Annotated in this window: 20 protein-coding genes and 5 tRNA genes; 18 read left to right on the plus strand and 7 right to left on the minus strand. The window is 41.8% G+C overall.

Translation table 11 applies throughout. The features are described from left to right. Window positions 1-29: 29 nt before the first annotated feature. The 5 genes from NRI27_RS09230 (at window position 30) to NRI27_RS09250 (ending at window position 4,756) form a co-directional block, all read left to right on the plus strand. On the plus strand, window positions 30-974 hold the full coding sequence (locus NRI27_RS09230; protein WP_371390422.1) for a ring-cleaving dioxygenase: 945 nt from the start codon (window positions 30-32) through the stop codon (window positions 972-974). A 2-nt stretch (window positions 975-976) separates the two neighbouring features. After that, window positions 977-2,032 carry an LLM class flavin-dependent oxidoreductase gene (locus NRI27_RS09235; RefSeq protein ID WP_371390423.1) on the plus strand — a complete coding sequence of 352 codons (1,056 nt, stop codon included), beginning with the start codon at window positions 977-979 and terminating at the stop codon, window positions 2,030-2,032. 294 nt (window positions 2,033-2,326) lie between these two features. Beyond that, window positions 2,327-2,623 carry a rhodanese-like domain-containing protein gene (locus NRI27_RS09240; protein ID WP_371390424.1) on the plus strand — a complete coding sequence of 99 codons (297 nt, stop codon included), beginning with the start codon at window positions 2,327-2,329 and terminating at the stop codon, window positions 2,621-2,623. 282 nt (window positions 2,624-2,905) lie between these two features. Continuing rightward, entirely contained in the window at window positions 2,906-3,619 is a 714-nt protein-coding gene (locus NRI27_RS09245) for an N-acetylmuramoyl-L-alanine amidase (RefSeq protein WP_371390425.1), read from the plus strand. Between the two features lie 75 nt (window positions 3,620-3,694). After that, window positions 3,695-4,756 carry a P-loop NTPase gene (locus tag NRI27_RS09250; RefSeq protein ID WP_317943635.1) on the plus strand — a complete coding sequence of 354 codons (1,062 nt, stop codon included), beginning with the start codon at window positions 3,695-3,697 and terminating at the stop codon, window positions 4,754-4,756. Window positions 4,757-4,775: 19 nt separating this feature from the next. Here NRI27_RS09250 and gerD read toward each other — a convergent pair whose 3' ends face one another. Continuing rightward, window positions 4,776-5,411, minus strand: coding sequence for a spore germination lipoprotein GerD (gerD, locus tag NRI27_RS09255; protein WP_317943633.1), 636 nt, complete (start codon window positions 5,409-5,411; stop codon window positions 4,776-4,778). A 110-nt stretch (window positions 5,412-5,521) separates the two neighbouring features. Between gerD and NRI27_RS09260 the strand changes: the two genes are divergently transcribed. Further along, entirely contained in the window at window positions 5,522-6,202 is a 681-nt protein-coding gene (locus NRI27_RS09260) for a KinB-signaling pathway activation protein (RefSeq protein ID WP_317943631.1), read from the plus strand. A gap of 256 nt (window positions 6,203-6,458) precedes the next feature. On the opposite strand, the gene NRI27_RS09265 is transcribed toward NRI27_RS09260, so the two are convergent. Next, a complete protein-coding gene (locus NRI27_RS09265; RefSeq protein ID WP_317943630.1) occupies window positions 6,459-7,124 on the minus strand; it encodes a polysaccharide deacetylase family protein in 666 nt (221 codons plus the stop codon). A 190-nt stretch (window positions 7,125-7,314) separates the two neighbouring features. On the opposite strand from NRI27_RS09265, the gene NRI27_RS09270 reads away from it, so the two are divergent. The 12 genes from NRI27_RS09270 to glmM all read left to right on the plus strand — a co-directional run bounded on the left by NRI27_RS09270 (window position 7,315) and on the right by glmM (window position 17,251). Next, window positions 7,315-7,389: transfer RNA gene (locus tag NRI27_RS09270), tRNA-Asn, on the plus strand. Window positions 7,390-7,398: 9 nt separating this feature from the next. Next, window positions 7,399-7,471 (plus strand) — tRNA-Thr (locus tag NRI27_RS09275). A gap of 118 nt (window positions 7,472-7,589) precedes the next feature. Next, window positions 7,590-7,664, plus strand: a tRNA-Glu gene (locus NRI27_RS09280). 122 nt (window positions 7,665-7,786) lie between these two features. Then, a tRNA-Tyr gene (locus NRI27_RS09285) sits at window positions 7,787-7,871 on the plus strand. Window positions 7,872-7,925: 54 nt separating this feature from the next. After that, a tRNA-Gln gene (locus NRI27_RS09290) sits at window positions 7,926-8,000 on the plus strand. Between the two features lie 845 nt (window positions 8,001-8,845). Beyond that, window positions 8,846-10,945: a sensor domain-containing protein gene (locus tag NRI27_RS09295; protein WP_371390426.1), complete on the plus strand. Its 2,100-nt coding sequence runs from the start codon at window positions 8,846-8,848 to the stop codon at window positions 10,943-10,945. Between the two features lie 75 nt (window positions 10,946-11,020). Continuing rightward, window positions 11,021-11,926, plus strand: a complete 906-nt coding sequence (rocF, locus tag NRI27_RS09300) for an arginase (RefSeq protein ID WP_317943628.1) — start codon at window positions 11,021-11,023, stop codon at window positions 11,924-11,926. 406 nt (window positions 11,927-12,332) lie between these two features. After that, a complete protein-coding gene (sigW, locus tag NRI27_RS09305; protein ID WP_371390427.1) occupies window positions 12,333-12,896 on the plus strand; it encodes an RNA polymerase sigma factor SigW in 564 nt (187 codons plus the stop codon). 13 nt (window positions 12,897-12,909) lie between these two features. Beyond that, window positions 12,910-13,542 (plus strand): anti-sigma factor family protein, encoded by a 633-nt coding sequence (locus NRI27_RS09310; protein WP_371390428.1) that lies wholly within the window; start codon window positions 12,910-12,912, stop codon window positions 13,540-13,542. A 214-nt stretch (window positions 13,543-13,756) separates the two neighbouring features. Next, window positions 13,757-14,593, plus strand: coding sequence for a diadenylate cyclase CdaA (gene cdaA, locus NRI27_RS09315; RefSeq protein WP_371390429.1), 837 nt, complete (start codon window positions 13,757-13,759; stop codon window positions 14,591-14,593). Then, entirely contained in the window at window positions 14,583-15,854 is a 1,272-nt protein-coding gene (locus NRI27_RS09320; RefSeq protein ID WP_371390430.1) for a CdaR family protein, read from the plus strand. Before cdaA ends, NRI27_RS09320 begins: the two co-directional genes overlap by 11 nt. Before the next feature lie 44 nt (window positions 15,855-15,898). After that, on the plus strand, window positions 15,899-17,251 hold the full coding sequence (glmM, locus tag NRI27_RS09325; protein ID WP_371390431.1) for a phosphoglucosamine mutase: 1,353 nt from the start codon (window positions 15,899-15,901) through the stop codon (window positions 17,249-17,251). Between the two features lie 102 nt (window positions 17,252-17,353). On the opposite strand, the gene pstA is transcribed toward glmM, so the two are convergent. From pstA to NRI27_RS09350, 5 genes are all read right to left on the minus strand, one after another. After that, a complete protein-coding gene (gene pstA, locus NRI27_RS09330) occupies window positions 17,354-18,238 on the minus strand; it encodes a phosphate ABC transporter permease PstA (RefSeq protein ID WP_317943620.1) in 885 nt (294 codons plus the stop codon). Window position 18,239: 1 nt separating this feature from the next. Next, window positions 18,240-19,190: a phosphate ABC transporter permease subunit PstC gene (gene pstC / locus NRI27_RS09335; protein ID WP_317943795.1), complete on the minus strand. Its 951-nt coding sequence runs from the start codon at window positions 19,188-19,190 to the stop codon at window positions 18,240-18,242. 75 nt (window positions 19,191-19,265) lie between these two features. Next, window positions 19,266-20,273, minus strand: a complete 1,008-nt coding sequence (locus NRI27_RS09340) for a PstS family phosphate ABC transporter substrate-binding protein (RefSeq protein ID WP_371390432.1) — start codon at window positions 20,271-20,273, stop codon at window positions 19,266-19,268. A gap of 253 nt (window positions 20,274-20,526) precedes the next feature. Beyond that, entirely contained in the window at window positions 20,527-21,336 is an 810-nt protein-coding gene (gene pstB, locus NRI27_RS09345) for a phosphate ABC transporter ATP-binding protein PstB (RefSeq protein WP_371390484.1), read from the minus strand. Window positions 21,337-22,588: 1,252 nt separating this feature from the next. Next, window positions 22,589-23,029, minus strand: coding sequence for a YtoQ family protein (locus tag NRI27_RS09350; protein ID WP_371390433.1), 441 nt, complete (start codon window positions 23,027-23,029; stop codon window positions 22,589-22,591). Window positions 23,030-23,075: the final 46 nt, after the last annotated feature.

Here is a 23,075-nt window from a genome sequence, read left to right on the forward strand (position 1 = left end):
TAGTCAAATGAAAATAAGGAGGAACAATAATGTACACAATTCCTGGACATCACCACATTTCAATGATTACAAAAGACGCAAAAACAAACAATTATTTTTATCGCGAGGTGCTTGGCTTACGCCGAGTGAAAAAAACAGTCAACCAAGATGATCCGTCGATGTATCACTTGTTTTACGGAGATCAAACAGGAAGTGCAGGCACGGAGTTATCATTCTTTGAAATTCCAGTGGTTGGACGCACATACAGAGGAACCAATGCTATTACCCAAATAGGTCTACTTGTACCAACCGAAGAGAGCTTGTTGTATTGGAAAGCGCGATTTGAAGAATATGGTGTACAGCATGGTGACATTACAAATTACGTCAATCGACCTGCGCTGCATTTTGAGGATTCTGAAGGGTTACGCATGGTACTTCTCGTTTCTAATGGCGCGAAAGTAGACCACTGGGAATCATGGGTAAAATCCAATGTGCCTGTAGAGCACCAGATTCAAGGCATGGGTTCTGTGGAAATATCCGTGCGCAGACTCGATAAATTAGCAAGAACATTAACAGAGATGTTTGGTTATGTAGAAGTATCACGTACAGATGATGAAGCGGTCTTCCAATCAGTTCAGGGAGAAGTATTTGGAGAAATCATTGTGAAAAAGATCGACGGACCAACTGAAAAGCCTGGTCGTGGTAGTATTCATCATTTAGCAATCCGCGTTAAAAACGATGAGGAACTTGCTTACTGGGAAGAACAAGTCCGGTCGTTCGGATTTGCTTCCACTGGAATTGTTGATCGTTTCTACTTTAAAAGCTTATATTTCCGTGAGTCAAATGGGATTTTATTTGAAATAGCAACAGACGGACCGGGCTTCACGATTGAAGGCGATATTGAAACGCTTGGTGAAAAACTGGACTTGCCGCCATTTTTAGAAACCCGTCGAGCTGAAATTGAAGAAAAGCTACAACCACTAGAGGAGGAATGACAATGGAACAATATCGTATCGATCCCTCAAAAGGAATCGAGTTTGGACTGTATTCACTTGGAGATCACATTCCCAATCCGCTAACTGGAGAGACCATTTCAGCTCAACAGCGTATAAAAGAATTAATCGAGCTAAGTAAATTAGCGGAACAAGCAGGAATTGATGTGTTTGGAGTAGGTGAAAGTCATCAGTCGTACTTTACAACACAAGCTCATACGGTCGTACTAGGTGCGATTGCTCAAGCTACAGAAAAGATTAAAATTACAAGTTCCGCAACGGTTCTTAGTGTTTCAGACCCTGTACGCGTGTACGAAGACTTTGCCACAATTGATTTAATTTCAGATGGTCGTGCAGAAATTGTTGCTGGTCGAGGTTCCCGTGTAGGTGCGTACCAATTGCTAGGTGTTGATTTACAGGACTATGAGGAAATTTTCGAAGAGAAATTAGAACTTCTCATGAAAATAAACGAAGAAGAACTGATCACATGGCAAGGGCAGTTTCGAGCTCCATTACAAAAAGCTCAAATTTTACCACAGCCGAAAAATGGCTCACTTCCTATTTGGCGTGCAGTCGGAGGGCCCCCTGCAAGTGCCATTAAAGCTGGATATATGGGGATTCCAATGATGCTGACAACGCTAGGTGGGCCAGCCATTAACTTTAAGCATTCCGTTGATGCTTATAGAGAGGCGGCTACACAAAGTGGCTTCGATCCGAAATCATTGCCTATTGCGACAACAAGTCTATTTTATGTTGCTGATACGTCTAAAGAAGCTTTACAAGGCATGTACCCACATATTAACGGCGGTTTCCAAGCTATTCGTGGTGGAGGCTATCCCGAACATCAATTCGTGCAAGCGCTTGATACCCGTGATGCATTAATGGTTGGGAGCAAAGAAGAGATTATCGAAAAAATGCTTTACCAACACGAGCTTTACGATATGCAACGTTTTATGGCTCAAATTGACTTTGGTGGAGTACCTCTTAAAAAGCTTATGAAAAACATCGAGATTATCGGGAATGATATTATACCGGCTATCAAAAAATACACAGCAAAGTAAATGGTCAATACAAAGGACTTACTTCATCCGCCGTTATTATCGTAACGGGAGATAAAACGGTAAATTGCGAGTAGAAGACCTAGAGGATATTGGAAACCTGTTGCTGAATTTGTTTCTTATATTGAATAAAGCTATTGTTCCGGAGCAGGATAAGATCTATGATGCATAAAGAATGGTGGAAATAAGAAAATGTTTTTGGACTAAAAATTTTTTTTGCAGAGCATAGTAATGGACTCGATACCGCCGGGTGTATATGATATTGGTAAGACATATGCCTATTCAGGAGGTTTTGACATGAAAGAAATTACAACAAGCGAATTACAACAACAGTTAGAGAACGGTGCAGTTCTGAATATGATTGATGTTCGTGAAGCGGACGAAGTGGCTGAGGGAATGATTGAAGGCGCAATCCATATTCCATTAGGGGAAATTCCAGACCGTATGAATGAACTCGATGCATCACAACCGTACATTATGATTTGCCGTTCAGGTGGGCGTAGTGGACGTGCTACAGAGTTTTTGACAGGACATGGTTTTGATGTAACCAATATGGTTGGCGGCATGTTAGAGTGGTCTGGCGAGGTTAAATAATTGTGGAAGAGAGGAGCCGATAGGGCTTCTTTTTTGTTTTTAAACTGCTTTTGAAATGCAAACTCTCCATCGCTTGTCGGGGTTATTCAAGCGCTCTTCGCTTTAGTGTTCATCCAGCTACAAGCATTAGCCCTCGAATCGCTTCGATCTTGAAAGAAATGGCAAAGAGCGCCTTTTTTCAATCTTTCCAGCACTTGTCGGAGCTGTTCAAGCGCACTTCGCTTTAGTGGTTATATCTTGACCATCTTTTGCGTATAGTGGAGGAAAAAGGCGGTGTGAATGTTGAAACGATGGCTGGTCATGGGTTTGTTGTTTGCAACTTCTTTACTTGTTGTTTTTTATGGCGTACAGGCTTCAGATCGAGGTTTTTTCATGCCAGAGCAGCTAGGAGGAGTGAAAATTGTCATTGATCCAGGGCATGGGGGATTAGATGGTGGTGCATCGGTTGGAGAGGTCGTCGAGCGTGACATTACGTTAAGCATTGCACATGAATTGAAAAAGAAGCTTGAGAAGGAAGGCGCAATTATCGTGATGACGCGTGAAAAGGATGGAGATGCCATCGCGGAACATGCACCAAAGGAGAAGTTTGGCACGACGCGGCAGCGGAAAATGGCCGATTTGAAATTGCGAGAAAGCATAGCGATTGAAGAAGAACCCGATATTTTTTTAAGTGTACATGTTAATGCCATACCGGATGAGAGATGGCGTGGATCACAAGTGTTTTATCATGCGGAAGGTCATGAAGGTGGCGAGATGCTCGCTAAGTCCATTCAAAGTTCATTCCGCGATAATTTGCAGAACACCGATCGAGAAGCGATGGCGATTAAAGGCGTCTATTTATTAAAAAAAGTACCGATGCCTTCCGTCTTAATTGAGACCGGCTTCATTTCAAATCCTGAAGAACGTCAATTACTGACGAATCCGTCCTACCATGCGAAAGTAGCGGATGCCATTGTAGAAGGGATCATTCAATTTCACACGGGAGAGGAAAATTAAGCATTACGCCATTTAATAAAGTGCCACTATGTTATACTTAGAATAGATTGAATAAACTTCTAAGGAGTGGCCAAATTGATTAACGAACAAATTATCCGTGAAGTTGTGGGCGAGCTAAAGGATCCGTTTTTACATAAAACACTAGCTGAAACCGATGGAATTGTGAACATATCGGTGAAGCCTGAAAAACAGCATGTCAGTGTAAAATTGGCCATCGCTAAAATCAACACGGCGGAGCAAATGAACTTGCAAATGAAAGTAGTAGAAGTTATTAAAGCAGCAGGAGCTGACTCGGTTGGTATTCGATTTGAAGAATTGCCACCCGAAACACTTGAGAAATTCCGTGGGACAGCAACGGAAGCTGAAGCGCAAGATTTATTATCTCCACTAAATGACATTGAATTCATTTCGATTGCTTCAGGTAAAGGGGGCGTCGGAAAATCTACTGTTTCTGTCAACTTGGCTGTGGGCCTTGCACGATTAGGCAAAAAAGTTGGTCTGATTGATGCGGATATTTACGGCTTCAGTGTTCCAGATATGATGGGAATCACGGAGTTGCCGGTTATTCGTCAAGATCGCATCATTCCTGTCGAACGGTTTGGTGTGAAAGTTATCTCCATGGGATTCTTCGTGGAGGATAATGCACCAGTTGTATGGAGAGGACCTATGCTAGGAAAAGTACTCGATCAATTTTTCCGCGATGTCGATTGGGGAGATTTAGATTACTTAATTCTTGACTTGCCACCTGGAACTGGTGACGTGGCGCTTGATATTCACCAAATGATTCCTGCGTCCAAAGAAATCGTTGTTACAACGCCACATCCAACTGCGGCATTCGTTGCAGCGCGCGCCGGTGCAATGGCTCTACAAACGGAGCATACGATTTTAGGTGTAATCGAGAACATGGCTTGGTTCCAATCTCCATCTACTGGAGAAAAGGAATATGTATTTGGTCAAGGTGGAGGTCCGCGTCTCGCAGAGGAATTACGTACGGAACTATTAGGCCAAATTCCGCTCGGACAACCGGATTGGAATGAAACAGAGTTTGCGCCTTCTGTCTATGCAGAAGATCATCCAATTGGGCAAACGTATGCGATGATTGCAGAAACGATTATTGGAAAAACGAAAAAAGCATAATATAAAATGAGCGGGGAGGTTATTCACCTCCGCCGCCTTTTTCTTCTCCGCCAGAATCTCCACCGCCCTCAGATTCGCCACCTTTTTCAGTAGGTGCCACTTCGCCGGCCTTCAAAATAAGTTCTTGCCACTTTGCTTTCATCAGTGGGTTGTTAATTGTTTCCTCTACAGATTTTTCGATTTGTTTCTTCATGTTGGCGGACGATAAAATTGTTTCGAGTTGTTTTTGCATGTCAGGCTGACCGAAAAACTCTTCCATCTCTTTTTGAAATGAAGAATCGTTCATCAACTTGGACATAACATCCTGTTGTTGCTCTTTCATGCTTTTGGCAATGGACTCGGCAAATTTCGGATCTTCAAAAGCCTGTTTCCAAAAGTCCTCACCTTTTTTAGAGAGCAATGTTTCCTCAATCGATTTTTTTACTTCTGGTTGCTCTAAAACGATTAATTCTCGGAATTCGGGATCTGCCATCATTTTACGTATAGCCTTTTTCCCTTCTTCCGTTTGTAAAGCGTCCGTCATCATTTTCTTCATTTCATCATAATTGGGACTTTGCTGTTGCTGACTACAGCCTGCGATAAGGAGGACGAGGAGTAGGTAATGAACCCATTTTTTCATCATGGAAATCAAAATCCCTTCCGATTGCTTTTTCATTTATTGTTCACAATATAAAGGGGAATATGCATGAAACGTACAATGAAATAGATTTTTCGGTGAAACGTTGTTACACTAATGTAAGCAATTGAAAACGGGGGAACACAATCGTGACCATACGAAATTGGGTTAAATTCTTTTTTAATGCATTACTAATAGGTGGAATCGTCACAGCAATCGCGGGATTAATTGTAAGGTGGGAGTTTTTCTCGGAATTTCTTTCAAATGGAGAATACTTTGACTTTATTAGCGCATTCATATGGATGATCTTTCTTGGATTTACGATGAGTGTCGTTGCGCAAATGGGCTTCTTCGCGTATTTGACAGTCCATCAGTTTGGCGTAAATATGTTTAAATCGTTGACGCTATGGAATTGGGTTCAGCTATTAATTATCGCTGTCGTCCTTTTCGATTTAGTCTTCTTTAGATTCAAGCTGACAGAAGGCGACACAGGCCGTACGCTGTTATACATTACGTTATTGTTTTCACTACTTTCGGTATCTATTGTGACAGCATATTTCAAAGCGAAGTGGACAAAAAAGCACGCACTCATATCTGCACTATTCTTCATGATTGTCATCACAACGCTCGAATGGTTACCAGCTCTTATGGTCCGCTCAGGAAACATCGATTCTTGGGTCACCATATTATTATTCCCACTTTTAGCGGTAAATGCGTACCAGTTGCTTATGCTTCCGAAGTATAACCGCCAATCGGACGTCGATAAAGCACGTCTAGATGCCCGCAGAGAGGCACGCAAAGCAAGCAAAAACACAACAAAAAAGAAATAACAGAAAAAAGCACAACGCCTACTAAGGATGTTGTGTTTTTTCTGTTGTAAAAACATGCGTTACGGCGCACAACTTGCAAATAACACTTTATACATGCCTCAAACGCGGCATAACTCGTAAAACGCAGCAAACTATCCAAGAACACAGCATAAACTCGTAAAACGCAGCAAACTAGCCCGATAACACCGCATACTAAAGAAAAACGCCTCATACTTTCATCTAACGAAGCATACCTACAAAGAAGATCAGTTTTCTATCACTCCGGTATTCTCTTTGTCTTAATTGACATATTAAACAGTACACCTTCCAGCGATTTATATTCTCGAGTTTCATTCAGTTTCTTAAATGCAGCCATACTAATCCGCTTCTCTCTATAATGGGGAATGGAAATAATCTCTCCTTCTAGAACAGGTGGCGGCTCTCCTTCGTACCATTTCACAGTGGAACCAATTGGATTCACTTCACTGTCCCACAGGGCTGTACGCAAAGAAAGAGGGAACACTTCATCAGAAGTCCGGAACCATAGAGGCTTTGTGCCAAAGTGTTTCTCATACAGTTGCAATTGCTCTGCTAACAATGCCGTATTTTGTTCGTACGAATCACCGGCATGTCCTAATAAACCAATGGGAATATTTTTTTCTTCAATTAATTCCACTATATCCGGAAACCGTTCTACCCAATCCATGTCTAATAACAATAACGGGTAAGGAGCTTTCAATTCGCTGACCAATTGTTCTACTTCTTCATCACCAAAAGAAATATTAATTGTTAATGCTGATCCGGACATGCCTCGCACAATTACTTCAGCGGGCTCATCCGTTAATCGAAATACAGTTTTTAATGAATCAGAGCCAGGCATATTAGGGAAAAATAGAACAACGACACTTACTACGAGTAGAAGAATTACTATTTTTGTTTTCATGTTACATCTCCTTTGCTACGAATCATATAGAGTACTTTATGAGGCAAGCTTGACCATTATGAGTACACCATGCTACGATAAAAAAGTTGTAACGGAAGGTTGAAAAACTTTTTCTAAAAAAACAGTTGCATTCTTAATGACTTTTGGATATACTAAATCTTGTCGTTGGAGAATAAAAATTTAGTACGATTCCGCAGTAGCTCAGTGGTAGAGCAATCGGCTGTTAACCGATCGGTCGTAGGTTCGAGTCCTACCTGCGGAGCCATTTTTTTATGCTTCCATAGCTCAGTAGGTAGAGTGCTTCCATGGTAAGGAAGAGGTCACCGGTTCGAATCCGGTTGGAAGCTTCTGGAAGTATCTTGGTGAAACCTTCTAAAGAAAATTTAAAAATGGGCTTGCGTAGACTAAACAAATTTGTTACTATAACACTTGTGCGATTCATAACAACGACTTACTTATTATGAAGGCCCCTTGGTCAAGCGGTTAAGACACCGCCCTTTCACGGCGGTAACACGGGTTCGAATCCCGTAGGGGTCACCATGTTTGTTCCTCTTAAATAAAGAGGTATCTATATTGGAAACAATGGATATGTACAATAGTACATAAACAACAAAACCAAAAAAAGCTGGCAAAGAGATGCGCAGCTTATTATTTTTTTACCTGGTGGGGTAGCGAAGTGGCTAAACGCGGCGGACTGTAAATCCGCTCCCTCAGGGTTCGGCGGTTCGAATCCGTCCCCCACCACCATTTTTTTTCTTTTGTAGCAGTTTGGGATACGCAGCATATCACCAAGTATAACGTTGGGGTATAGCCAAGCGGTAAGGCAACGGACTTTGACTCCGTCATTCGTTGGTTCGAATCCAGCTACCCCAGCCAATTTTTCAAAACGCTCCACGTTTTGAAAAATTTGCGAGTAATACCGAAAGGGATTAGGAGCAAATGGGTTTAAAGAATTATTTGCGAGTAATACCGCAAGGGATTAGGAACAACCGGGTTTAAAGATCAATCTAACTAAGTTAAATACAACACTAACAACCAAAATCCTTATACCTGTAGGATTTTTTATTTTGTCGAAAACAAACGATCCATTAACTTCTCTTCATATAGTAGCCACGCCTCTCTATTGAAAACATACCTTATTCAAAACTGCTCCCTAACATTGGGAGCAGTTTTTTTACCATGTATAATGAAACTATAGCCCATTTCCTTGCTGTACTCTTAGGAAAATGACTCCAACTTTTTCAATCTCTATTCACAAATTTTATTCTCAATCTTCCGAAACAGCTTACTTCAATTTCGTCAGCATTCAAGATCTAGTTAACTTACCGATTTTATAGTCTAAGACATCAATGGAAAGAACGGAAAATTAAACTGATAGCAAACAAGATGTGTTTTGTTTCACACTTACAGATGTTGGTAATTAAATGGACGAGTTTTACTATCAAATTCTAGAAATTCGAAACCATATATCAACTATTGTAACTTGGAAAACTTTATACCTAACCGTTGCATTAAAACTATTAATCTATTACTGTGAATTTAGCTACAAACAAAGCGCAACTAACTGCAATTTCGTAAAAAGTTCATACTCCCGTTTACTATTATAACGACGAAGGAAGTATGATAGAAAAGTAGTGTTGCATATTAGGTAAATCAGTCCTTTTATACATATCCCATTTGTACGGATACATTAGGAGAGGAAAAGTGAGTGTGTAGAGTTTATGGAGAAATACATAGAAATGATGCATGAGATGACGGGCAGAACGAATAAACAAGAAGTGGAAGAAATGTTGGCTGATATTGCTTATGCGCTCGACCAATCCGTCATAGTTGCCATCACGGATAGAACCGGGAAAATTACATACGTGAATGATTTATTCGTTAAAACATCGCAATACAGTGCGGAAGAGTTAATTGGACGAACGCATGCAGTCGTTAATTCCGGCTACCACCCAAAATCGTTTTTTAAAGAAATGTGGGCTGCAATTGGTAAAGGGGAGATATGGCATGGTGAAATACGTAACCGTGCAAAGGATGGTAGTTTCTACTGGGTGGATACGAAAATTGTCCCATTCATGAATGAGTTGGGAATTCCCAATCGGTATATCTCGCTTCGGTATGACATTACGGAGAGGAAGCTGATGGAGCAACAAATTCGGAAAGATGCGGAAGTGTATCAGCTAATCACGGAGAATGCCATCGACTTCATTTCCGTCATTGACACATCGGGGGAGTTTCAATATATCTCTCCTACTTATGAACAGTTGCGTGGTTGCAATGACACATGCACTACAAACAATCTATTCGCGCTAATTATTGAAGAAGATCATGAGGTAGTTCATAATGCGATCGCAATGGCAGGGAATACGCATGAATCGGTAACAGTAGAGTTTCGGATCATTGATCAATTAAAATCCATTCGTACAATGGAGGCAAGTTTAAAACGCATTCGACAAACCGGTGAATACCTCCACAATCTTGTTGTTTCCATGCATGATATTACGGCTCAAAAAGAATCAGAATTACGCATTCAGGATTTGGCTTGCTATGACCAGTTGACAACTTTGTTGAATCGACATGCGTTCGGCCAAAAACTATATACCAAGCTTGAGCGGGAAAGCTCTTCTTTCGGCCTTGTCTATATGAACATTGATCGGTTTCGACACATAAATGATTCCTTTGGTCAAGAAACAGGGGATTATGTTTTGTCGGTCGTTGCAGAACGCTTAAAAAAAGCGCTCGGGAGAGAGGCTATGCTAGGTCGAATTTCTGGTGATGAGTTTGCATTCATTCTTCCACAAGCTTACGATGAAAAAGATGCATTCCTTTTGACAGAACGTATACAAAATCAACTGGCGCAACCGATATTGATTGGAAGTGATTTGTACGTAGTATCAACTAGCTGTGGGATTGTAATGTTTCCGCAGCATGGCCGTACCCCTTCTGATTTATTAATGAAAGCTGAGAAAGCCTTGCATGTTGTCAAGGAACATGGCGGCGGCAGTCTGATGATGTACGAGCCGGGCACTGCACAGAAAACGTTGGAACGGATATTGCTTGAGAACGAGTTGAGGAAGAGTGTCCAAAAGGGGCATTTTACGTTAGAATATCAACCCAAAATGAATTTGGAACTAGGTGAACTAAGTGGCGTAGAAGCGCTGGTACGTTGGAATCATCCTGACTTAGGCCGTATCCCTCCTGATACTTTCATTCCCCTTGCGGAAGAGACAAAAATTATTGTGCCGTTAGGTGAATGGATTTTACGCCAAGCTTGCAAGCAGGCGTGGCAATGGAGAAAACAAGGGTTCAAGCCGTTTCGAATTGCCGTCAACATGTCAACGGTTCAGCTTGAAGAACCGGATATTGTGTCTACTATTAAGCGCGTTCTACATGAAGAAGACGTAACTCCAGAATTTATTGAAATTGAGCTGACAGAATCTTCGTTTGCTGATCGTGAGGAAATGCGCCATACCATACAAGCCATTCGGGAGATAGGAATTACTGTAGCCATAGACGATTTTGGGACGGGATACAGCACGTTTAGCTATATAAAAGAATTGCCTGCAGATACGTTAAAAATTGATATGTCTTTTATTCAGGACATCGATGTGAATGAACAAAGTAGAGCAATCGTAAAAGCGATTGTTACGCTAGCTGACACTGCAGGATTGCGTGTGATTGCTGAAGGGATTGAGACGGAAGAGCAGGCAAAACTGCTCCTTACATTAGGTTGTAAAGAAGGGCAAGGATACTTCTACAGTAAACCAGTTCCGGCGGATGAGTGTGAATACATGATTCCTAAAACAGTGGAATATGAATAAATATCCGAAAACTTGTCAAGTTGAGCCATTTTCAATAACGTTTTACAATAGTAAGCGTAAGGGAGGTTGGCGAAAATGAAAAAACTAGACATTGCATTGATAGGTGTACCACTCGACTATGGGCAAAGCCGTAGAGGGGTGGATATGGGACCTAGCGCTATACGTTATGCAGGCGCAATTAAACGGTTGGAAGCAATCGGCCATTCGCTGACTGACGAAGGGGATATACAAGTTAGTGCGATTGAACGAAGAGACCGTGAAGAGACAAATTTGAAAAACTTGGAGGAAGTTGTCCAAGCGACGAGCAAGCTTGCAAATAAAGTAGCTGAAGTTGTTGAAAAAGGGCATTTCCCGCTTGTACTCGGTGGCGATCATAGCATCGCGATCGGAACAATTGCAGGCTTAACAGCGAAATATAACAATTTAGGTGTCATTTGGTATGATGCTCACGCTGATATGAATACGGCAGACACATCACCATCAGGTAACATTCATGGAATGCCTTTAGCAGTGACGATGGGGCTAGGTCATGAAAAATTAGTGAATATCTTTAAAGATGGTCAAAAAGTGAAGCCTGAAAACATTGTCATTATCGGAGCTCGTTCCGTTGACCCTGGTGAACGTGAATTGATTAAAGAAAAAGGCGTAAAAGTATATTCTATGCACGAAATTGATCGTGATGGGATGACAGCAGTTATGAAGGATGCCATTACTTATTTACAATCAAAAAACTTGGATGGCGTTCATTTGTCATTGGATCTTGATGGATTAGATCCACTGTATACGCCAGGTGTAGGTACGCCAGTTCAAGGCGGCATCAGCTATCGTGAAAGTCACCTTGCGATGGAAATGCTTGAGGATTCCAACATGATCACATCTGCAGAATTTGTTGAAGTGAATCCGATTTTGGATGAAAAGAATAAAACAGCGGATGTCGCAGTCGGTTTAATGGGCTCGTTGTTCGGTGAAAAGCTTCTATAAAAGAAATGGAGACTGGGACAAAACTCTAAATAGACCGTTACTCTGCGCTCCAAAAGGCACGCTTTCCGCGGGGCGCGCTTGAGCCTCCTCGTCCGCTGCGCTTCCTGCGGGGTCTCAACATTCGCGCTACAATCCCGCAGGAGTCGGCCTTTTTCCGCTCCGATTCACTCATGAATTCGAAAAGAAACATTGGAAAAATATAAAAAAAACTGCCCAACGGCGAATTAGCCATATGCAGTTTTTTTATGTTTTGTTCCAGCCTCTACTTTATTTTCTTAAAATATTGTAAAGTAAGGAAATAGTTTTCAAAGTTTGGTAAAATAAAAAAGATACATAAAAAATGAAACCTGTTGCACCCTTCGAACGTATAGAAGGAACAGCCGCATAGAGCGGAGGATGAGATTCATTGGATGAATTGATCAATAAACGAATAAATCAAGTGATCAAAGGCAATCAAGAAGCATTCGAAGACATCGTAACGTATTATCAACACCGGCTGTATCAAGTTTGTTATCGAATGCTAGGAAATGCTCAAGAAGCAGAAGATATTGCCCAAGAAGCTTTTGTCAGAGCGTACGTTAATATTCATACGTATGATCAGAAGCGAAAATTTTCGACATGGTTGTATCGGATTGCTACAAATTTATGCATCGATCGAATTCGGAAAAAGAAACCGGATTATTATCTAGATGCGTCCGTACCGGGGACGGATGGGCTCGATATGTACTCCCAGATTGCCGCGGCGGGTGATTTGCCGGAGGAAGAAGTGGAACGTATGGAGACGCAAGACCGCGTACAGTACGAAATCAGTAGACTCCCCGACAAATACCGAACCGTCATTATTCTTCGTTACTTGGAAGAATTGCCGTTACAAGAGATCAGTGATATTTTAGAATTACCATTAGGTACCGTAAAGACCCGCGTTCACCGTGGTCGGGAAGCACTCCGGAAACAAATGGGTAATATGTAGGAGGGAACTAAGTATGAATACGTGTCAGGAACCAGTGATCCACTTAATGCACGCGTATTTAGACGGAGACATTAGCCGTGAAGAAGAGCAAATGTTACAAGAGCATTTAGCTGCATGTCCGCAATGCAGAGACATGATGGAAGAATTTAAAATGTCGGCTCTATTCCTTCAACGTGCAGAGCCCGTTCAAGCACCGGAAGGATTTGTCTCAGACGTCATGACACGTCTCCCGAAAGAAAAATCGCAAGCAGGATTTCAGCGTCTGTTAAGAAGGCATCCATTAGTAGCAGCCGCTGCACTATTTTTCATATTAATGAGTGCAACGCTCTTTTCCAATTTCAACAACAATCAGCAATTCTCCTTCACAAAGCAACCGAACCTGGTCATTGAAGGCGAAACTGTCGTAGTTCCAGCTGGTGAAGTTGTAATAGGAGATCTTGTCGTGAAAAATGGCGACATTCGTATTGAAGGAGAAGTTGACGGTAATGTAACTGTTATCCACGGCTCTAAATATATGGCATCGACTGCTGTCGTTACAGGCAACATCGAAGAAATTGATAAAGTATTTGATTGGCTATGGTATAAAATCAAAGAAGTCTTCAAAGAAGTTGTACCTTCATCAAAAAGTGAACCTGTAGAAGAATAGCAAGGAAAAACGATCGGTTACGTTTCATAAAAGCGTCCGATCGTTTTATGTTGCGAAAGGGAAGTAGAGAGTTACTCTGCAGTCTTTCTGTACCAATGACAGCGAAAAACTACTCCCGTAGCACGCGCTATGCATTGACGTTTTCAGAAGCATTGGCGGACAGCTGTATGCTATACTAGTAATTAAGAATTTGGGATGAAAGTGAGGGAAGCACATGCCTGTGTGGGAGTCAATTACAAGTTCAAGTCCAGTAGAAATACTGAAAAATATCGTGGATGTGCTTCTCGTTTGGTTTGTTTTCTATAAACTGATTACAATCGTCAAAGGAACGAAGGCAGTTCAATTACTAAAAGGGATATTTGTTATCCTAATCGCCAATATTTTGACCAGATACTTAGGTCTTGATACGTTGAATTGGATGATGGAGCAAGTCCTTACATACGGTTTTCTGGTGGTAATCATCATTTTCCAACCTGAATTGAGGCGAGCTTTGGAGCAATTGGGCCGCGGTCGATTGTTTGCACGTTCGGCCATGCAGGAAGAAGAGGAACGAGACCGTTTGATAGAAGCGTTCAATAAGTCTGTCAGTTATATGGCAAAACGTCGGATTGGCGCACTTATTTCCATAGAAAGAGAAACGGGTCTAAGCGAATATATTGAAACAGGCATCCAGATGAACTCCAACGTAACTTCCGAGTTGCTCATTAATATTTTCATCCCGAACACACCGTTACATGATGGAGCGGTTATTTTACAAAAAAATCGTATTGCTGCAGCCGGTTGCTATTTACCACTTTCTGAAAATCCGTTTATCTCTAAAGAACTGGGTACACGCCATCGGGCCGCATTAGGCATTAGTGAAGTTACGGATGCAATAACAATCATTGTTTCAGAAGAGACAGGTGCCGTCAGTATTACAGCAAATGGTGATATTAACCGTAATCTGTCAATGGAAGAATTCGAAAAGCAACTACGGAAAGTTTGGTTTGGTGGAGAAGAACAGGTAACTTCTACTTCATTCTGGAAAAGGGGGAAGCGGAATGACGGATAAGTTCATGGATTCCCCATGGTTTCTTCGTTTTACAGCTTTGGCACTTGCCATTGTCCTATTCTTTTCTGTCAAAGCGGAGGATGACAAAACAAACAAAAACGCTGTCGGGGATATGCAAGATATTATTAATGATGTTCCTGTAGAAGTGTATTATGATAATGAAAACTTAGTCGTCACAGGCGTCCCAGAGACCGTCAATATGACAATTGATGGACCAGCCAATTTAGTGAAAACAACAAAACTACTGAAAGATTTCACGTTAAAAGTCGATTTGAGAAGTTTGCCGAATGGTCGACATAAAGTGAAGATTCTAACTGAAAATGTATCGGAGAAGTTAGACGTACGGTTAGACCCGGCAACTGTCGATGTTGTCATTGAAGAAAAAATTACACAGTCGTTCAAGGTAGATGCTGAATTGAATGAAAGACTCCTCGCTGACGATTTTTATGTTGCAAATATGGAAGTGGAACCTTCCTCCGTTCAAGTAACCGGTGCGAAAAGTGTAATTGAATCAATTAGCTTTGTGAAGGTTTCAGCAACAGGTGATCCAGGTATAAATAAATCGTTTGAGCAAAAAGCGAGAGTCCGTGTGCTTGACCGTGAGTTAAATAAGTTGAATGTAACGATCGAACCTGCTGATGTCGTAGTGAAAGTTGACGTGGAAGAAAACAATAAAGAAGTACCAATCGTGCTTCGTCAACGTGGAACACCTGCTGACAATATAACGATTGATGCGTTGAAGACTGAAACAAGAACGGTAAGATTATACGGACCGAAGAGTATCCTTGATTCGATTAAAGAAATACGCGTGGATGTTGATGTATCTAAAGTAGAAGAATCAGGCTCTATGGAGTTGACGCTCAAGAAGCCGAAGGGCGTATCAAGTCTATCGGAAAGCAAGATTACTGTAAATGTTGAAGCGAGTGTACAACCTGAAGAAGAGACGACCGACGTTTCCATACAACCTGAAGAAGAGGATGTCACGAGAGAATTTAAAGGTATCCCGATCATTGTAAACAAGCTCGATGAAAAATTTACGAGCACTTTTATTAAACCTGAGTCAGGGGTTGTCGATCTGACGGTCACTGCGAAAGAAGAAGTACTCAATGAGCTGGACATAACTGATTTTATAATAACGGTGGATGCTTCTGAGACTGCTAGTGAAGGGCAACATGTCTATCCACTGAATGTACAAGCGCCAAATCAGGTCGCTTGGGAACTTTCTACAGAAGAAGTGACAGTTGAGATCAAGCTCGCTTGATGATGAACAAGCTGATGAATCAGCATTGAAAGGGAGAATGAATGATGACGAAGTATTTTGGAACAGATGGAGTCCGTGGAGTGGCAAATACAGAATTGACACCAGAGCTTGCATTTAAATTAGGAAGAATTGGTGGGCATGTGTTAACAAAAGATTCGCATGATGCGGCTCAAGTACTTGTTGGTCGCGATACAAGGATTTCAGGCAATATGCTTGAGAATGCACTAATTGCAGGGCTTTTATCTACTGGCGTGGAAGTGATGAGACTAGGTGTGATCAGTACACCTGGTGTTGCTTATTTGACTCGTGCGATGAATGCTGAAGCAGGTGTCATGATTTCCGCATCTCACAATCCAGTGGAAGATAACGGAATCAAGTTTTTTGGTGCAGATGGCTTTAAGCTGACAGATGAGCAGGAGGAAGAATTTGAAACACTTTTAAACGCTGAAACGGATAACTTACCTCGACCGACTGGTGCGGATGTCGGAACAGTAACGGATTACTTTGAAGGTGGCCATAAATACATCCAATACTTGAAACAGACAGTGGATGAAGAATTCACAGACCTTCATATTGCATTGGACTGCGCACATGGTGCAACTTCAACATTAGCAACACACGTATTTGCTGATTTGGATGCCGACTTATCAACAATTGGCGCATCACCAAATGGATTAAATATTAACGACGGAGTAGGTTCTACTCATCCGGAAGGACTTTGTAAGCTAGTCGTTGAAAAGAATGCAGACGTTGGTCTAGCGTTTGACGGCGATGGAGATCGGCTCATTGCAGTAGATGAACTTGGACGAGTGGTCGATGGAGATCAGATCATGTTTATTATCGGTCAGCACTTGCATTCAAAAGGTCGTCTAAAGTCAAACACGATTGTTTCAACGATCATGAGTAATCTTGGTTTCTACAAGGCGTTAGATACGCATGGTATGACAAGTGTGAAAACAGCGGTTGGAGATCGCTATGTCGTCGAAGAAATGAAAAAAGGAAATTATAATCTTGGTGGAGAGCAATCCGGCCACATTATTTTCCTTGATTACAACACGACGGGTGATGGGTTGTTAACCGCTTTACAACTTGTGAACATTATGAAGAAAACCGGTAAGAAGTTATCGGAGCTAGCAAGTGAAATGACAATTTACCCGCAAGAACTTGTCAATGTTCGGGTAACAGATAAACATAAAGTGACTGAAAACGAAAAAGTTGCAGCTGTCATTAAAGAAGTTGAAGAGGAGATGGCTGGCAACGGAAGAGTCCTCGTTCGTCCATCAGGAACTGAGCCACTTGTACGTGTAATGGTGGAAGCGCCAGATCACGATGCATGTGAGCGGTATGTAAATAAAATCGCAGATGCAGTACGACAAGAAATGGGATTAGAAGGCTAAGTAAAAAAGACTGGAAACTTCTCTGTTGAGAGGTTTCCAGTCTTTTTAATTATAGGAGGGAGAGAAGAGGGGGGGTCTCTTCTTCCTTGTTGTTTAGGTTGATTAAAACACGCGTTGAAACTTATTGCGAATAATGATCGCCGTTGAATTCAAGACGAATAATGCAACCAACAGGACAATGATTGTAGCTGCTGCGAGATTTGCATATTCTGCAACGAGTGAAGCGTCTAGCGTCCAGTAGTAAATTTGCATTGGCAATACAGTGAAACGATCCATTATACCGCCCGGGAAGGGGATGAGCAGCGCTGGAATACCAATGACGACTAATGGGGCAGTCTCTCCGATTGCTCTAGATAATGAAAGGATTGCCCCTGTCAAAATGCCAGGCAGTGCTGCAGGTAAAATGATGCGTTGGATCGTTTGCCATTTTGTCGCTCCTAACCCATATGAAGCTTCACTTAATTGGAACGGAATGGCTCGAATTGCTTCCTGACTTGCAACGATGACAATCGGCAAAATTAGAAGAGACATCGTCAATCCACCGGCAAGAACGACACTACCTAAGTCTAGTACACGGACAAAAACAGTCAGACCAAGAATTCCATACACGATGGAAGGTACACCCGCTAAGTTTGAAATGTTTGTTTGAATAAAACCGACCAATTTCCCTTTCTTCGCATACATCTCCAAGTAAATAGCCGTACCAACTCCTAGGAACATCGTTACAGGAGCGACAACAAGCATTAGCCAAAACGTACCGAGGATCGCACCCATAATGCCTGCTCGTTCTGGTTGTGTGGAAAGTTTACCAGTAAGGAAGTCGATGTTAATTGCCCCGATACCTTCTGACACAACGCGTACAAGTAAAACGACGAGGAAGAACAGTCCAAAAAATGCGGAGAGCATGAATATGAATTTTGAAATCTGGTTAAGCAGTAAACGGAATTTCATGCGTCTCATAAGTGTTGTTTCGCTCTGTTGGTGCATCTTAATATTCCTCCCTGAACTTCTTAGAAACAGCTCTTGCAAGTAGATTCATAAGCAATGTGAAAACAAATAAGGTCATGGCAACTGCATACAAGCTGTAATAGACGGTAGATCCGGAGGCTGCGTCTCCTCCAGTTACCTCGACGATATAGGCCGTCATCGTCTGCATCGATTGTGTAATATCAAATGTAAAATTCTTTGTACTACCACTTGCGATCGTCACGATCATCGTTTCTCCGATCGCACGTGAGATCCCAAGTACGAAGGATGCAATAATGCCCGATAAAGCCGCCGGAATGACTACTCTTCGTGTTACTTCAAGTTTTGTTGAGCCTAAGCCATAAGCTCCTTCGCGCATGGACCGAGGTACGGAACTCATCGCATCTTCAGATAACGAGGCGATCATCGGGATAATCATGACGCCCATGACGATTCCAGGACTTAAAATATTCGTCGCTTGAAGGCTAGGAATGAATTCACGCAATAACGGTGTCACGAACGTAAAAGCGAAGAATCCATAAACAATTGTCGGAACACCTGCAAGCAACTCCAATAGTGGTTTGACGACTTTACGCACTTTTGGCGATGCATATTCACTTAAGTAAATGGCAGCCATTAAACCAATTGGAGCTGCAACCGCCATCGCAATCAGTGAAGAAGTGATCGTTCCCATTAATAAAGGAAGCACGCCAAACTCAGGCGTTTGACTTAAAGGTTTCAGTACGGTTCCAGTAAAGAAGTCTACAATTGGAACACGTTTAAAGAACTCGATCGTTTCAGCCAACAGTGTCCAAATGATACCAAGTGTAGTGAGAATCGAGAGGGAGGCGAGAACGAGTAGAAAGACAGGTATGAGCCGTTCAATTTTCCGGCGTAAGGAATTACTCCGTTGATTTTGGTCTATCATATCTCGAATGCTGACCGATTTTGTTTTTGTAAATTCGCTGTTCATCATAAGAGGAACCCCTTCCGCAAAGTTGCAAGAAGATGAGGGCCAGAAGTAGCCCCCATCCTCAAGTACTAATGGTTATTTCAGACCTTCCAAGAAGCTGATTGTTTCTTTCACTTCTGCTTCAGGAATTGGTGCAAAGCCTGTTTCACCAGCAAATTTATTAATGTTGTTCATGACATAGATTGCATAATCTTTCACTTGTGGCTTTTCTTTCGCGTGGTTCACGTTTAAGTACGTGAACACAGGACGTGTGAAGTCTGCATAAGCACCGTCTTCAGAAATTGTATCCAAAGCTGGTTCTACTGGACCGTTACCGAAATCAACGGATACAGCTTGCAATTTGTCTTGGTTGTTTACGTAGTAGCCAAATCCAAAGAACGCAATTCCGTTTTTGTCTTCAGATACTAAGTTTACGAGTGTTGAGTATTCTTGTTGCAAGTTTACATCACTCGCCATATCTTGCTTATCTAGGATTTTTTCATAGAAGAACTCATATGTTCCGTGGTTTTCGTTAGGCCCCATTGCATTGATTTTCTCATCTGGCCATTCTGGATTAATGTCTGACCACTTTTTAACGTTGCCATCTGCAAGGAAGATACTAACCAATTGTTCAGGTGTCATTTCATTAGCCCAGTCATTGTCTTTGTTAATAACGAATGTCAGACCATCCAAAGCTACTTTTAATTCTTTCACTTCAATACCAAGTTTGTCTGCTTCAGCTGCTTCTTCGTCTTTGATTTGGCGGGAAGCATCGTTAAAGTCTGTACCGTTTTCTACTAAGAATTTTTTGAAACCTGCGCTCGTACCTGCACGGCTAACTTCTACGGATACATTTTCTTGTTCGTTTATCATATATTCTTCAGCTAAACGTGCCATTAAAGGATACACAGTACCTGATCCATCGATTACAACACTTCCTTCAAGCTCTTCTGCTTCCGGTTCTTTCGCTGATGCTGAATTCTTTTCTGAGGAATCACCTGCTTCAGCATCTGTCTTGTTGTCATCCGATTCGGATCCGCATGCTGCGATAATGACGGTGAATGCTGCAATGATCATAAATAAAAGTACCTTGTTGAACTTCATGTAACTAGTCCTCCCCTAAGTAAATGATCTGTTTTAGTATGAGGGGGGTTTTCCCTCTCACAATTACAGCATAACGGTTGATTGTTAAGTGAGTATTGTAAAAGTGTAAAGGTTTTGTAAATGTGATTGTTATTTTAATAGAAAAAGTGTTCTATGAGGGGGTCATAGAACACTTTCAGGTAAAGCTGTATAGGGGAATAAGTCAAGAAATGTAGAGCTGGAAAAGACAATTGAATATTTGGTTCAACACCTATTAACCAAAGCGCCCATTCACGTAGTCGTCAGTTAACGTATCAGTAGGATTATTGAAGATCGTCGATGTTTTGTTCTCTTCAATGATTTCACCGTTTAAGAAGAAAGCAGTACGATCTGAAATACGAGAAGCTTGCTGCATGTTATGTGTAACGATTGCGATCGTTACGTCATTTTTAATGGAACGAATCAATTCTTCGATTTTATGCGTTGAAACGGGGTCAAGTGCAGAAGTCGGCTCATCCATTAAAATGACTTCCGGATCAACTGCTAGACAACGAGCGATACAGAGACGTTGTTGCTGACCGCCAGACAAGCTGTATGCACTCTTATGCAAGCGATCTTTCACTTCATCCCATAGAGCTGCTTTTTTCAAGCTTTCCTCAACAATGGTTTCCAGCATCGCTTTGTTGCGAATGCCATGGACTTTTGGGCCGTATGCAACATTCTCAAAAATTGATTTCGGAAACGGATTTGGCTTTTGAAATACCATTCCTACTTTGGAACGCAGGATTTCAACGGGCATAGATTTGCCTAGAATATTGTTTCCTTTAAAGGTGACGTTCCCAGAGATTGTCACGTCCGCTGTCGTTTCCACCATACGGTTAAGTGTTTTAAGAAATGTAGATTTTCCACATCCAGATGGTCCGATGATAGCCGTTACTTCTTTTTCATTAATGGACAACTCAATGTTTTTGAGTGCGTGTGATGTTCCATACCAAAGGTTAAGTCCATTCGTTTCGTAAATTGGCTTTTTCCAGTTTTCATTACGGACGACAGACAGTGGGTTTTCTTTTATACGTTCGTGCATTAAGGTCATTTGGAAATCCTCCTAATTGTTTTGAGGCTTTCCTTTAGTATAGGGGTGGATTGTTGAGGGAGTGTGAAGGATGTGTAAAGAGTTTGTAAATTTGGGTGGGGGGCTTATTGGGGATATGCTGAGTTATTGGAGGATTTGCCGCGTTTGTGAGAAGTATGCGGTGTTATCGGAGTTTATGCGGCGTTTGTGAGAAGTATGCGGAGATATGGGAGTTTATGCGGCGTTTAGAGGAAGAATGCTGAGTTATGGGAGTTTATGCCGCGATTTGTCGAAGCTTTGTTTGTTAGGTAAGATACAAGATAGTAATTAATAAGAAGGCACTTTAGATCATTCGAAGTAAGAGATCTTTAAATCCGCGGGTGGTAGGAGTTGGTGACGGGGTGGTCGCGCTAAATGGGTTTTGACAAATTAAGGTTTTGGTTGGATTTTGGGGAAATGTGATGGTAGATGGAGTTTATGCGGTGTTTAGAGGAAGAATGCGGAGTTATGGGAATTTATGCGGCGTTTAGAGGAAGAATGCTGAGTTATGGGAGTTTATGCGGCGTTTAGAGGAAGAATGCTGAGTTATAAGAGTTTATGCCGCAATTTGGCTCGAAGCTTGTTTGTTACGTAAGATGCAAGAGAGTAATTAAAAAGAAGGCACTTTAGATCATTCGATGTAAGAGATCTTTAAATCCGCGGGTGGTAGGAGTTGGTGACGGGGGGTTCGCGCTAAATGGGTTTTGACAAATTATGGTTTTGGTTGGATTTTGGGGAAATGTGATGGTAGATGGAGTTTATGCGGCGTTAGAAAATGCCGAGATGTTCAGGGATAAACGTATTTATTGACGCGCAAGCACTGGATTTGCAGTCTAACGCGTCGATAAACATCACATAATGACGCGCGATCACCGGTTTTACAGTCTAACGCGTCGATAAACATCACATAATGACGCGCGATCACCGGTTTTACAGTCTAACGCGTCGATAAAGATCACTTAATGACGCGCGCGCACCGATTATGCAGTCTGGCGCGTCGTTAAAGACCACTTATTAACGCACGAACACCGATATTACAGGCTAACGCGTCGATAAACGTCACTTATTGACATACGCCCCCCGATTTAGTCAGCAGTAGTACAGGGTAGAATGCGGAATTTATAGTTGTTAGATGAAGAAATAGCTAGCAGATACATAGTAAATGAAGAGATTCTTATGAGGAAATGAAAACAAGGCTGTCCCGATTAGGGGAGAGCCTTGTTTTTTATTCGAAAATATAATGTAGTGCTTTGACGGCTTGGTCCACAGTTTCGACGGTGGCGTGGGCTTTACGGGATAATTCTTTTAATGGGTGATGATGTTGTTCGGAACGGATGAGGATGAGTGGCTTGCCGTATGCAACAGCGGCACTTGCATCCATCGCGGTGTTCCACTGTTTGTATTGCTCGCCAAATAGAGCAATGACAAGATCTGCTTTTTTCATGAGCAGTTCAGTTCGTAAGTTATTGAAGCTTGATGCGGCTGCGTCTTTGAAGATGGCATTCGGTTGTTTGCCGAGAATTTCTTCTCCGATATTATCGGAACGATCGTGGTCTTCCATTGGGCCGACGAAGTCGATGGGCAATTTCAATGCGGCAACTTTTTGTTTCACTTCTTCTCGCCAAGCCGTATGGATTTCGCCTGCAAGGTAAACAGTTAGTCTCATAAAAATATCCCTCCTCAATTAGATAACTTCATTATAACATCGATAT

It is taken from the genome of Sporosarcina sp. OR05, assembly GCF_041414805.1.
Lineage (GTDB): Bacteria > Bacillota > Bacilli > Bacillales_A > Planococcaceae > Sporosarcina > Sporosarcina saromensis.